Annotated in this window: 12 protein-coding genes and 1 pseudogene; 2 read left to right on the top strand and 11 right to left on the bottom strand. The window is 58.5% G+C overall.

Going from position 1 to position 13,480, the window contains the following annotated elements; all coding sequences use genetic code 11:
• Positions 1–11: 11 nt before the first annotated feature.
• Positions 12–1,382, bottom strand: coding sequence for a class-II fumarase/aspartase family protein (locus tag BX604_RS14140; RefSeq protein WP_098551338.1), 1,371 nt, complete (start codon positions 1,380–1,382; stop codon positions 12–14).
• Positions 1,383–1,537: 155 nt separating this feature from the next.
• Between BX604_RS14140 and BX604_RS14135 the strand changes: the two genes are divergently transcribed.
• Together BX604_RS14135 and BX604_RS14130 are read left to right on the top strand one after the other, a co-directional pair.
• The gene (locus tag BX604_RS14135) at positions 1,538–2,269 is read left to right on the top strand and encodes a GntR family transcriptional regulator (RefSeq protein WP_098551337.1); all 732 of its coding nucleotides are present in this window, start codon (positions 1,538–1,540) and stop codon (positions 2,267–2,269) included.
• 474 nt (positions 2,270–2,743) lie between these two features.
• Positions 2,744–3,718, top strand: a complete 975-nt coding sequence (locus BX604_RS14130; protein ID WP_257146315.1) for a helix-turn-helix transcriptional regulator — start codon at positions 2,744–2,746, stop codon at positions 3,716–3,718.
• Here the strand turns inward: BX604_RS14130 and BX604_RS39580 are convergent, their stop codons facing one another.
• The 10 genes and pseudogenes from BX604_RS39580 to BX604_RS14095 all read right to left on the bottom strand — a co-directional run bounded on the left by BX604_RS39580 (position 3,719) and on the right by BX604_RS14095 (position 13,466).
• Complete coding sequence (locus tag BX604_RS39580; protein ID WP_257146314.1) at positions 3,719–3,844, bottom strand: hypothetical protein; 126 nt, start codon at positions 3,842–3,844, stop codon at positions 3,719–3,721.
• 229 nt (positions 3,845–4,073) lie between these two features.
• The gene (locus tag BX604_RS14125) at positions 4,074–4,454 is read right to left on the bottom strand and encodes an immunity 22 family protein (RefSeq protein ID WP_239007803.1); all 381 of its coding nucleotides are present in this window, start codon (positions 4,452–4,454) and stop codon (positions 4,074–4,076) included.
• A 319-nt stretch (positions 4,455–4,773) separates the two neighbouring features.
• Positions 4,774–5,091: a hypothetical protein gene (locus BX604_RS14120; protein ID WP_098551335.1), complete on the bottom strand. Its 318-nt coding sequence runs from the start codon at positions 5,089–5,091 to the stop codon at positions 4,774–4,776.
• A 167-nt stretch (positions 5,092–5,258) separates the two neighbouring features.
• Positions 5,259–5,894, bottom strand: coding sequence for a hypothetical protein (locus BX604_RS38365; protein WP_143748026.1), 636 nt, complete (start codon positions 5,892–5,894; stop codon positions 5,259–5,261).
• 302 nt (positions 5,895–6,196) lie between these two features.
• Entirely contained in the window at positions 6,197–6,535 is a 339-nt protein-coding gene (locus tag BX604_RS39990) for a DUF7716 domain-containing protein (protein ID WP_143748025.1), read from the bottom strand.
• Between the two features lie 13 nt (positions 6,536–6,548).
• Positions 6,549–6,860 (bottom strand): HNH endonuclease, encoded by a 312-nt coding sequence (locus tag BX604_RS39985; RefSeq protein ID WP_218926867.1) that lies wholly within the window; start codon positions 6,858–6,860, stop codon positions 6,549–6,551.
• Between the two features lie 78 nt (positions 6,861–6,938).
• Positions 6,939–7,442: pseudogene (locus tag BX604_RS40070) on the bottom strand (RHS repeat-associated core domain-containing protein); the annotation flags it as partial.
• 737 nt (positions 7,443–8,179) lie between these two features.
• Entirely contained in the window at positions 8,180–8,689 is a 510-nt protein-coding gene (locus BX604_RS38355; RefSeq protein WP_143748024.1) for an SMI1/KNR4 family protein, read from the bottom strand.
• Positions 8,686–13,011, bottom strand: a complete 4,326-nt coding sequence (locus tag BX604_RS14100) for an RHS repeat-associated core domain-containing protein (protein ID WP_257146311.1) — start codon at positions 13,009–13,011, stop codon at positions 8,686–8,688. Before BX604_RS14100 ends, BX604_RS38355 begins: the two co-directional genes overlap by 4 nt.
• Entirely contained in the window at positions 13,008–13,466 is a 459-nt protein-coding gene (locus BX604_RS14095) for a DcrB-related protein (RefSeq protein WP_098551333.1), read from the bottom strand. Before BX604_RS14095 ends, BX604_RS14100 begins: the two co-directional genes overlap by 4 nt.
• Positions 13,467–13,480: the final 14 nt, after the last annotated feature.

The raw sequence follows: 13,480 nt of genomic DNA, 5'->3' as shown, positions 1-13,480 counted from the left end.
ACGACGTCCGCTCAGATTTCGCGGGACAGTGCGATCGCCCGATCGACCATCTGCGGCGCGAGGCCCAGGTAGTTGACCGGATCCGTCATGCGTTCGATCGCGTCGCGATCGAAGTGCCGCGTCACCTCGGGCAGTGCGGCCAGCGCTTCGGCGAGCGTGCCGCCCTTCTCGTTGACCGTGCGGCACGCGTCATACACGATGTCGTGCGCCTGCTGGCGCCCGGTAAACGGCGCCATCTGCATCATCACGGCTTCGGCGACGATCAGCCCCTTGCTGATGCCGAGGTTCTGCTTCATCCGTTGCGCATCGACGATCAGCCCGCCGAGCGCGAACTTGGCCTGATGCAGCGCCCCCGATGTCAGGATGAAGCTCTCGGGAATCGCGATCCATTCCGCATGCCACGGACCGGTCGCGCGCTCGAAATCCTGGATCATCGCGTCGACCATCAGGCCCGCGTGCTGCCGCACCGCTTTCGCCGCCGCCAGCATCAGCTCGCTCGAGATCGGATTGCGCTTCTGCGGCATCGTGCTGCTTGCGCCGCGCCCCTTGACGAACGGTTCGTACACTTCCGCGAACTCGTTCGACGCCATGATCATGATGTCGACCGCGATCTTGCCGAGCGAGCCCGTGACCAGCGCGAGCAGGTTCACCGCTTCGGCGAAGCCGTCGCGCGCGACGTGCCACGTCGTCGCGGGCACGCCGAGCTTCAGTTCTTCCGCAAGCGCCCTCTGGACGTCGAAACCCTTGTCGCCGAGCGACGCCAGCGTACCGGCCGCACCCGCGAACTCGACGACCGCGACGCGCGAGCGCAGCTCCGCGAGCCGCTGCTGATGCCGGTCGAACATCGCGAGCCAGATTGCGGCCTTGTAGCCGAACGTGACCGGCAGCGCCTGCTGCAGATGCGTGCGACCCGCCATCGCGGTATCGCGATGCTTGCTCGCGAGATCCGCCAGGATGCCGCGCAGCTCGCGGATGTCGCCGTCGATCGAATCGAGCGCATCGCGTACTTGCAGCGACACGGCGGTGTCCATGATGTCCTGCGTCGTTGCCCCCCAATGCACGTAGCGGCCCGCGTCGCCACACATCGCGACGAGCTGGTGCACGAGCGGCAGGATCGGATAGCCGACGATGTCCGTCTCCTCGCGCATGTGATCGAAGTCGATGCGCTCGATGCTCGCTTCCCGTGCAATCACGTCGGCCGCGTCGGCCGGAATCACGCCGATGCGCGCCTCGGCCTTCGCGAGCGCGACTTCGACGTCGATGTAGCGCTGCACGAGCGCGTAATCGGAAAACAGCGCGCGCATCTTCGCGGTGCCGAAGGCATCTCGAAACAGAATCGAATCGACGACGGTGCTGGAGACAAGGATGGTGCGGCTTGACATGGCGGCCTCTGAAAACGGAAACGAGGAAAAGGCACCGGACCTTCGAAACCTAACGCGACGATATGTCCGGACATATAGAAGCCTATTATGTCCGGACATATCGCTCAAGCGATGTTTACCCTTAAACTGTCGGCGATGATCGATACGCAGAGAAAATGAACAGACCCCATTTCGCCGAGATCGCACGCGACCTGACCGAAGGCATCGCGTCTGGCCGCTTTCCGGTCGGCTCGTACTTACCGACCGAGCTTGAATTGCGCGATCTGTACAAGACGAGCCGGCACACGATCCGCGCGGCGCTGCACGAGCTGCAGCAACTCGGCTTCGTGTCCCGGCGCAAGAACGCGGGAACGCGGGTCGAATCGGCGCAACCGAAAAACGACTTCCGGCCGTCGCTCGCTTCGATCGAGGATCTCGTCCAGTTCGGTTCGGAGAACCTGCGCGTGGTGCAGTCGATCGAGGCGCTTGCGGCGCAGGGCAAGCTCGCGAAAGTTCTGAAGTGCGAAGAAGGCGCACGCTGGCTGCGCATTTCGAGCCTGCGCGTGGAACGCGACACGACGCGTCCGCCAATCGGCTGGACGGACGTCTATATCGATCCAGGCTATGAGGAAATCGCGGAGACGGCTCGCGACGAGCCCGATACGCTGATCAGTTCATTGATCGAGACGCGTTACGGGCGATGCGTTGCAGAGATCCAGCAGAATGTGCAGGCGATCAACGTCTCGCCGGAAATGGCTGCGCGATTGCAGATCCCGGCGGGCACGGCCGCGCTCGAAATCGTGCGGCGTTATCTCGATTCGACAGGCGTTGCGTTCGAAATCTCGATCAGCATTCACCCGGCCGAACGATTTTCTGTTTCGATGAGGCTGAAACGGTCCGAGAGCTGAACTGACGGACGGGTGAAAGTGCCGTTCACAGTGGCACGCCGAAGCGGAAGGTGGATCCACTCGGCATCCGCTCTGAGCGTGACATCCCTGCCGCCTTCAATGCATCGGTCACGATGTAGCAGTCCTACTCAATTACCAACTGCATTCTTCTGCAGAAACAGCGTGCCGGCCGCGATCAGCCGGCGCGATGCTGCCGCGCCAGTCAAAAAAGGTCGAAATCGCCATTACGGCTGACGAGAAGCGCCTCAAACCGACGTGCTTCCAACCCAAAGTGCGCACGCATATTGAACCCGGCGCTAGAATGAGTAAGATGCGTGAAAGGCGATCGACAAGAATATGTAGCGCGGGGGTGACCAGATGCAACGGAACGAGTTGATTCCATCAGCATTAGTCGACGACATCTACGCCGCAGCATTGGGCGATCAGAGATGGGAAACCGTGCTCGACGGATTGAGATCGTCGGTTGGCGTGCGCATGGCCACGCTGCTGTCGTTCGACGAGGCGGCGAGAATACCGGCCATCGAGCTGGCTGCGGGCGACGACGAGCCGTGGGTCGCCGAATGCCACCACGCATACAACACCGAATTCTATTTGTATGACCCGGTCGTGCCGGTCGCCGGCAACTGGCCAGCAGGGCGCTGGTTCGAGGACGTCAATCAACTGTCTCGCCCGCAGCGCGCGCATAGCGTGTTCTACCAGGAATTCCTGAAACCATACGGGATCGGCAGCATCTCCGGGCTGTATATCCACCGCAGCGAGGGCACCGGCGCATTTCTCAGCGTACAGAGCGGCCCCGAATCGCAGGGCCTGTCGGAGGCGCAGCGTGACGCGATCGAAAGCATGGGCGCACACATCAGCCGCGCGTTGCGAATTCAGGCACGCATCGGCGAACTCGAAGCACGCGTGGCCGCCGCGGAATCGGCGCTCGATGCGATTCCGGTGCCGGTGTTCTTGCTCGGCGCGCAGCGCGAACTCCGCTATACGAATCGCGCAGCCGATCAACTGATTGCGATAGAACCGGCGCTGCGGATCGTGAACGGGCGCTTCGCGCCGGAAGGCTGCATCGACGATGCGCAATGGCGGTATGCATTCGCGCGCGGTGGGCTGTTGCTGCGCCGTACGACAGGTGAACCGTTGCCGCTTGCGCTGATGCCGGTGCCCGAACAGTCGCGCCTCGTGCGCGAACGGCCTGGCGTCACGGCACTGATTACCGCGGCCGACCTGCATTCGCCGTCGGCGCGCGCGCAGCGGTTACGCGTGTTCTATGGGTTGTCGTCGGCCGAAGCCGATCTCGCGGTACTGCTGTGCTGCGATGGGAACTCGCCCCAGGAATGCGCCGAACTGCGCGGCGTGTCGATCGGCACGATTCGGTCGCAGATCAAGTCGATCTATGCGAAGACGGAAGTGGCGCGGGCGGCGCAGTTGACGTCGTTGGTTATGCAGGCGTGATCAGGTTGGGTTTAGATTGATGACGTGCCCGATGTCTGAACCGTACAATTGCACGCCGTCGTCGATGGCTTCGTCCATGCCGCTCGCTTCCATCAGTGCACCCGAGCCGACACCGATCGCGGTCACGAGCGGCGTCGCCAACCCGACTGTGGCCGACAAGCTCACCCCAGAGGGACGTGTGCTGGATCGGGTCTGCGAAGCGCGCGGCTGCGAGGTGCTCCGCGCTCACGACGTGATCCAGTCATGCTATCCGTAGGCGTAGCGAAACTCGCCGAACTAGAAACCCGCCACGCGGGTGCGCATGCCGTCCCGATCAGATCGAAACGCGGCAACGGCCGGACAGTGTATGTCGGGACTATTTACGATAGTCGAAGGTCCCCACAAACGCCACACGACTACGCAGCCGTTGCCCGCCAACGTTCGGATAGTCAAAATCGTACAAGAGGATCAGCCCGTCCATCCCGGGCTGGCGCATCTGAGTGAGTCGGCGAAACAGCTCGTCAGCAAAAGTCTCACCATAGGAGAACTCTTGCAGTTCATCCGCCAGTGTGTCGTTTCCCGATGAAAGTATTGACGCCTCTCTAAAGTCGTCGTCGAACCAAGAGATGCCGATTTCACTCCAGAACTGGTTCGTCGAATTTCCGCTAGGGTCGTAGCCGGTTTCAACGTAATGTATAAGGTCATGCGCGCCAGAGAACTTTCCAATCCACGCTGAAACCTTTAGGTCCTTGTGCATGTGTCCTATCTCCCCTACGGACGCAAGCCGCAGGTAATCCGTGCTCGCCCAAACCTGACCAAAGCGAGTCAGCCAACACGCCCCAGCTTCGATTACTATGCAATGGCGGATCTAGCGGACAATTGCTGCAAATCGCATCGCAAAACTGATTCTTAGATGAGATTCCTTCGGGCACGAAAATAACCAACCGCCACGACTGCGTTCTTCCGCAATGCGTTTCACTTCGATTGAATCGACCACATAAATTTCAGGTTTATCCAGCATCACAAATCACCCAATCCGGACAAATACAAGCCCTATCATTAAAATCACATTAACACTAATCTCCAGGCTTTCCCCAAACCTTAATATTTTCCACCTCCCTCTCGATATCATCCATACCATCATCACCCAATGATGAGTCAAATTTCGCCGATATTATTTCTCTCAATTTGGCGAGTTTTTGGGTTACTTTACTCTCATCAATAAACCGGGTTGTTTCCACACAGTATTCCAAACTTCCGTCGCCGAAGACCCTGCTCGGCTCATGATAATATGTCCCGATATTTCTCAAAGAAATCAACAAATACTCAAGCTCACAAAGCATCGAAAGGGCTTCAGCCCCTGAAAATTCAATTTTTTTGCTGCTCTTCAACATAATTATCTTCGCTACACGATCTCTGCATTTGAGAGTGAGACAGCCTTGCCCTACGATGGACCGACCGCGGCCCGCTCGACAAATATTTTATGATAGACAGCAAGCTGGAGAAACCAGCCCACCGATTGCATTAGTAAAATTCAATCCCTACTCTACTTATTAACAGGTCAAACCTCAGGATAAACCGGAATCTTTCTTTGATCGCAAACTTCAAATATTTTGACGTCGCCCCCCTCTCCCTCCAACAACAGCAATCGCTCTCGAACTCGCCCCTCTGGCCACTTGACTCTTATTTCGAAAATCCTGCCGCAATCGTCATACGAATAATTCGTTTCCGTATACTCGAAATTTCTTCTTTCAATCTGAAACACCTTCGAAACCCTACCACCCTCATAGCTCAACCGAACAACGCGAGTTACCTGGGAATCCGGATTCTCTCTAAAAGTATTTCCAAAAACATATCGAGTCGCAAAATTCTCCGAGTACTCGTAAAAATCGTCCGAGCGCATCCAATCCTGGTTCCCTGCTGGACCGCCTAGCTTTCCATAGGCGACCATATGTATCACTTGCCCATTTTCATCATATAAATAACGGTATCGCCGAGGACCAGGTTCCGACTTGCTTTTCAGCATGCGGCCCGGTTTTACCCCGAGCATTTCAGTGCGATAGGGTTCGAGAGAAAACGGCGCGCCAACACCTGTCCCCCACACCTCTGATTTGGCGCTCTCTTTCGCCCGCCGTAAAAATTTCGGATAAGCTCCATCACTCTCGGCCAACAACTTAACAAAATCGTCTTTTTCCATTTTTTATGACTGGAGCGGTGAGGAGGTACTACCCTATCTGTACGAACCAGACAACTGTATGCCAGGGCACGAATCGATCATAGTGCGCCGGCACCCAACGAGGTGAGTGCGCGAAACGCGCTCTACTACTTTTGTAGCAACGCCTGGGGGCTGCCGGAGGAACTGACCGACGCAGATGGTGAACTGATATAGCCAACGGGTTTCACAAAAATTGAGAACCACGCTCCAAGACCAGTCATTGACTCCGTGAGATAGGCGCACGGCTCCGCCTGGAGAAAAATAGTCGCCTGGCGATTCTTTAGTTAGCCCCGTGGATCGTAGAAATCATCTTTTTCACGATAGTAATTGATAGCATGAACAATATCAGAAACAGATGCCTCCGAATTTCTTCTCCGCTCGAAGCCAACTATACCTCGAAACGTCTCCGTATCGAAAAGTTGTTGCATCCCTTTGTCATTTGCAATTTTTGGCAAATGAGTCCCCGGAACAACATCTTCGAGTTCGTCATCCCCTTCGAGAAAGAGAATTTCCGTGTGCAACGGATCAGCGACCCAAGCAGATTGGTTAATAAAAATAGCCGAGTCCCAATTGAGATCACTCAGCTCCCCAAGCAACTCCTGAATCGAATTATAAATTTTCATACGTATCCTCAAATTAACGGCAACCTGTTCCGCCACCCCATGTATTTCGCCCGCCAACACCATTCGCGTGGTAGTCGATATGACGCGAAGCGTGATCCGCCCGGTCAACCAATTGCAAAAGCCCTCCCACTTGACCGTGGTGATGCCAGGTTGTACCGGCAAATGCTCTTCCTCTAAACGTACCGAGTCTCGTCGGGGCAACGTATTCAGAAATCCCGGGATACCTTGTCTCAAGCGCTGAGGCGAACGCCGGGTCATTCTTGATCGTGTAGTGAAGCTGTCTATTCCCTTCGCTGAAATGCTCTGCATCAGTCAAGCGATACATATCTTTCGGTAGCCGCGCTTCGAAGTGAACGTCATATACCCCTGGGTCATAACTCGCCAGCCCAAACGGATCAATTCATCCGATGGGGTTCGGCGCATACTGATAGAAGTTCAATCCACCCAACAGCCCGATCGGATCTGGATTAATGAAGCGCCCGATGTCTGGATCATAGAATCGAAACGTGTTGTAGTGTAGGCCCGTCTCCCGATCCAAATACTGCCCTTGGAAACGCAAGTTTTGCGGCCGTGGCACATGGGAGAACGGCCGCACCGTCCCCTGTACCTCGCCCCACGTCGGCGTCGGCTGCTGTGCGACATGCGCAATCCACTCCTCCTGCACGGCGTTGCCCCACACCTTGTAGCGAGCCTGCCAAATCGGCTCGCCACCAGTGTCAGTCAGTTCCTCCGGCGACCCCGAAACATCGTTGTGGAAGTAGTAAACCGCATCCCGTACATCCGCATCGTTCGCCGCCGCCTTCCCTTGATCAATCCGCGCAAGCGGCACGTAACTATTGGACTCGTACAAATACGTCAGCGCTTCCTCACCCTGACGATCGTGATACGTCTCCTGCACCAACCGCATGCCGTCCCACAGGAAATCCGTACTCGCGTAACTGCCGTTGAGCTTCCAAACCCGCCGGCCAAACGCGTCGTACTCGAAACGCTTGTCCTCGAACATCTTGAGCCGGTTGTGCTCGACATAGCCGCCCGGATAATCGCTCGACACCAGATTCGCCGCCGCATCCCAGCGAACCACTTCCGACGGTAACCCAGGCCCCACCGCCTGTTCGATACGCCCCGTCGGGTCATACCAATAACTCGTCGTGCCATAACGCTGATCACGCTTCTGGATCACGTCGCCTGCCGCATCGTATGCCACTGCTTCGCAAGCAACTCGCCGCCCGCCCGGCCTCGCTGCGCAGCGTGCCGTGCACGCCGCCTCACTGCGTCATACCCGAAATGACTCGTCAGCTTGCCCTGCGTCCGCAGAACCTCACGATGCAGATCATCCCGTTCGATGTCCGCAACTGCCGCACCGTCGAAACGAATCTGGTCCACGTGTCCCGAACCATAATGCAGCCAATCGATCGTCCGCTCATCGGAGATTGTCGTGCTGACACGATTGCCCAACTCGTCGTAGGTGTGTGCGTGTACTCCTCGACGACCTCACCACGCACGTCGTATTTCAAGCTGACTCGATTCTTCAGCGACGGCCCACGCGCGGCAAACGCATAGAGCTCGGCCGATGTGATTCGGCCTGCCTTGTCATACAGATATTCGCAACGCTCATGCATTACATACGATATCGCCTCGTGCCAATTAGCGACTTCCCTTTGGCGGTTCCCAATATTTTGCCCCCTGAGAATTCGTCAAATTCTCCAAAAAATCCTCAAACGAATCCGCCACTCGCGGCCAGTCACTCCTACAATCCAAAGGCAACGCAACGTAAACAGCTCCAACGGAATCCATCAAAAGCAAATCTGAATCCCCATAAAATCGAGCGAACACAACATCACCATCGAGAAAATCTCGATTCCTGATCTGCCTTTGCCTTGCCGTTTCTTCAATCGCCTCTTGAGGTGACAATACCTCAACCCCCCATTGCCCGTACTCATCATCCTTGAATAAATCCGCTCGCTCAGATATCTTCCAAAAATGCGTAAGCTCGCACGCAGAATCCGGAACACCATCGATCGCCACATCACCAGCAATGCCATCAGAAAATTCGGATCGCAATAAAAATGGGCATTCCTGACCAAAATGAACGGCCTTTCTCGAAACAGACCAATCCGACTTTATTTTCTCAACAAGAACACTCAATTTATTCATAATCCACCAAAATCTCTCCAGAATGCATTGAACAATTCTTGATGGCTTTTCCGCTGAACCGGCACCAAATTCCAGAAATCATTGCCACCGCCAAATTCCCTTGGTTGAATATGATGTATATCGTACTCAGCCCATCCCCCTCGAGGTGTTGCATATCCTCGGTCGTACCATTCCTTAATGAAATTTCCACGCTCGGTCGCGCCCCACGATACTCTATCTGCAACAGGAACTTTCCCACCTATTCCGCTGGGGAAAGGAATACTGCGTCCAGTTCTCGGGTCCACTACCTCCGGATACAAATTGAGCATACCGCGAATACGGCTAGCCGAACTCGAGTTTGATGGTTTGGCGCGAGGCGCTTCTCCACAGGAGAGTCCCAGCGGATCAATCCATCCAAGCGAGTTGGGTGCATACGCATAGAAGTTCACCCCTCCCATCAATCCGATCGGGTCCGGATTGATGAAACGTCCAATATCCGGATCGTAGAACCGGAAAGTGTTGTAGTGCAGCCCGGTCTCACGGTCCAGGTACTGTCCCTGAAAGCGCAGGTTCTGTGGTCGTGGTACGCGTGTCGCCGTTGGCTCGGCCACCGACACTTTCCCCCAGGAAGCGGTCGACCACTGCGGCGCCCGCGCGATCCACTCCTCCTGCACCGCATTGCCCCACACCTTGTAGCGTGCCTGCCAAACCAACTCGCCACCGGCGTCAGTCAGTTCCTCCGGCAACCCCGAAACATCGTTGTGGAAGTAGTAAACCGCATCCCGTACATCCGCATCGTTCGCCGCCGCCTTCCCTTGATCAATCCGAGCAAGCGGCACATAACTATTGGACTCGTACAAGTACGTCAGCGCTTCCTCACCCTGACGATCGTGATACGTCTCCTGCACCAACCGCATGCCGTCCCACAGGAAATCCGTGCTCGCATAACTGCCATTGAGCTTCCGAACCCGCCGGCCAAACGCGTCGTATTCGAAATGTGTGGTCGATATACCAAGCCGGTCCTTCGTTACGACGGTCTTGAGCTGATTCCAGTCGTCATACTCAAGCACCAGCTCTTTAGCAGGCCCGTGCCCGCTCAACTTGCGAACTAGCCGCCCATACGCGTCGTACTCGAAGCGCTTATCCTCGAACATCTTGAGCCGGTTGTGCTCGACATAGCCACCGGGGTGATCGCTCGACACCAGATTCGCCGCCGCATCCCAGCGAAACACTTCCGACGGCAACCCGGGCCCCACCGCCTGTTCGATACGCCCCGTCGGGTCATACCGATAACTCGTCGTGCCATAGCGCTGATCACGCTTCTGGACCACGTCGCCCGCTGCATCGTATTGCCACTGCTTCGCAAGCAACTCGTCGCCCGCCCGGCCTCGCTGCGCAGCGTGCCGTGCACGCCGCCCCACCGCGTCATATCCGAAATGACTCGTCAGTTTGCCCTGCGTCCGCAGCACCTCGCGATGCAGATCATCCCGTTCGATGTCCGCAACTGCGGCACCATCGAAACGAATCTGGTGCACGTGTCCCGAACCGTAATGCAGCCAATCGATCGTCCGCTCACCGGAAATCGTCGTGCTGACCCGATTGCCCAACTCGTCGTAGGTATGTGCGAGCCAGCCCGTCGGCGTGTACTCCTCGACGACCTCACCACGCGCGTCGTATTTCAAGCTGACCCGATTCTTCAGCGACGGCCCACGCGCGGCAAGCGCGTACAACTCGGCCGATGTGATTCGGCCCGCCTTGTCGTACAAGTATTCACAGCGCTCGTGCGAAGCCTGCTTCGCCGTCAGTTGCCCGATCGCGTCGCGTTCGTATCGCGTCTCGATGTGTCCGTCGCGTACGATCGTGCCTTGACCGCACACGTCGTACTCGTACGTACGCTTGTGGCCATCGAGACCGATCTGTACGGAAACCAGATCGCGACGGTCATACTGAAAGCGATACGTCTCACGGTTCTCGTTGGTCAAGCTCGCCAACCGGAACGCATCGTCATAACCGAACCGCACGACACGATCCGCCGCATCCGTGCGTGCCAGCAACAATCCACGCGCATTGAGCTCATAACGCGTGCTGCGCTGATTCGCATCGACGACTTCGACGAGACGCCCCGCCGCGTCGTACCGAAACGTCTGCCGCGCACCATCCGCCGTCCCGATCCCCGTGACCCGCCCCATCGCATCCGTTTCGTACACGGTGGCATGACCGGCAGCATCCGTCACCCGCGCAAGCGCCCCACGTGCGTCATACGCAAACCGCGTGACCTTGCCGGAACAATCGGTATACGAAATCAACTGCGCCCGGCCATTCCACTCAAGGAACTTGTACCCGCCGCGCGCATCGCGAATCGTGTGCACGAGCCCGCGATCGTCGCGGTAATACTCGGTCGCGAACCCCGCCGGATCGCGCGTCATCGTCAGGTTGCCGCGATCGTCGTAGCGATAGATCCAGCGCGCATTGGCCGCATCGGTTTCGGCAACGGGCAGATCGTAGTGCCCATTCCACTCGGTGCGCTCGACCTGGCCAAGCGCGTCGATGCGCTGCGTCTGCCGTCCGCGCTCGTCATATTCGAAGCGCGTCGTGTTCCCGGCTGGATCGGTCGTGCTGACCAACTGCCGCATCGCATTCCACTCGAGTTGCCACACGTGACCTCCGGCATCCGTGTGACTCGTCGGCTGCTGATCCTCGTTCCACGTCCAATGCGTCACACGCCCGATCTGGTCGGTGATGGTCACCGAACGCTGAACCAGATCCGCGTCGAACGTGTACGCTTCGCCGTCGTCGGTCCAGTGGCGCACGACACGCGCATCGCGGCCGACGCCCTGCCACGCATAAAAGCACGTCAAGCCGCCGCGCAGCGTGTGCTGGACCATCAGTCCACGCTCATATGCAAACCGTCGCCCGGTGTGACCGCTCCGATCGGTCACAGCCACCAGCTCGCCCGCAGCGTTGTACGCATAACGCACCAGCGTGTCGGGTTGCTCACCGTCCACACCACGCGTCAGCTCAATGGTGGCAATACGTCGAGGATGCAGCGCCTCGTAGCCCAGCGTCAGCACGCGACCCGCGCTATCGCGCAGCCGCACTGGCCGCACTGGCCGCACGACTTCATCGGCCGTTTCCTGCTCGACTTCAATCCAGTTACCGTTGCGATCCTCGAGCCGCCACAGTTTGAGCGTCTCGCTGTCCGCATCGCTGCGAGCGCGGCCGAAATCGCGATACACCCCATCGACCGTTTCGACCACGTAGTGGCCGCCTGCGGTACAAATCAGATAAATGCCTTCCGGCACGCTGAAATGACTTTCGCCCGGCGCCACGGCCGGAAACGCGATATCGCGCCCCTGCTCGTCCCAATATGTGATCGACGTGACCTCGCCATGCTCACGCGCAACCCGCAGCTCGACGCTGATCGGCACGCTCCACCCCGGCCCGAACAGGCTGTCCGCACGATCATCATGGCTGCTGTAAAAACGCCGCCACACGATCGGCAGCGGTCCGGGCAATGCGAAATCGGTGTCGTCCGTGCCGTCGAGAATCTTGCCGCCGGTAATGACGTTGACCGGGTGGCCGGCTGAAGGCCGAGCCAGACTACCGAGCCACGTACCGAAAGCACCGGCCGCAAAATTAATCGCAAGACACGGCACCTTGCTCTTCAGGAACTGTCCCCAGCTCATCTTGCCGCGGCCGCACACCGCCAGCGCAATCCCAAGCGCGGCGCCCAACCACCCGAGCCGCGTGGCCGACTTCACATCCCTTACCCGCTGCGTGCCGCCGCCGATGAAAACGTTATCGGAGCCTTCGGCAATCGTCCCGTCACACGTCGTCTTGTCACCAACCCGCGAAGCCGGTTGATTGTTGATATAAACGTTCCCCGATCCGTCGGCGATCATCTGCGGCCCGGGATGATCGGTACACGCGACGGTATCGAGATCCCCCGGCTGCGCCGCCCGCGCCGCCGGCTTGTCGTTGACGTAAACGTTCCCCGAACCGCTCGCGATCTTGCCTTTGATCACGGGCGGCGCAATCGCATCGCCCACGGCCTTCGCGCCGTCGTCGATGGCTTCGTTCATGCCGCTCGCTTCCATCAGCGCGCCCGAGCCGACCGCCACGCCAACACCGATCGCGATCACGAGCGGCGTCGCCAAACCCGCCGTACCGATTTCGAGCGCGGCGAGGCCGGCGAACACGAGCCCCTCCATCGCCTCGGCCACCAGCGCGCCGACGACGGCACCGCCGATCACCGACCCGACCGTGCCGACAAGCTCCCCCCAGAACGACGTGTGCTGGATCGGGTCTTCGAAGCGCGCGGCCGCGAAGTGTTCCGCGCTCACGACGCGTCACCCGGCCCGAGCAGGGTCGGTCGCGCCGCGCGCGGCTGGAAACTGGCGAGCATCCGGTCGGCGGTCGCCTGCTGTTCGTCGGTCAGCGGCGCCGCGCTGGTCAATGTCATCACGAGCACGCGACCGGCGTCGTCCGACGGGAACATGGTCTGCATCTGATGCCACAGCCTGCCGTCGCGCTCGTGCGTGGAATCGATCTGGATACCCGCACGCCCGCTGACGGTGACCGGCCGGCGCGCCTTCTCGGTAAGCATCCTGGCGTCGCGCGACGCCACTTCCCATTCGCGCGCGACAAACGCGTCGATATCTTCTCCGTCGCGAAACCGCCCGCGGGCGATCACGAGGTTGAGGCCGCCGGGGCCGACGTTCATCATCAGGATGTTGACGGTGCGGTCGAGCGCCGCGTCCGGCAGCTCGAAAGTGCCTTCGTGGATTGCGTAGTGCATGGCTGGTTTTGTTC

Origin of the sequence: Burkholderia sp. JKS000303 (assembly GCF_002563755.1) — a bacterium.
GTDB lineage: Bacteria > Pseudomonadota > Gammaproteobacteria > Burkholderiales > Burkholderiaceae > Burkholderia > Burkholderia anthina_B.
Note: the sequence above shows the minus strand (reverse complement) of the source record. Positions and strands in the feature narration are given on the sequence as shown.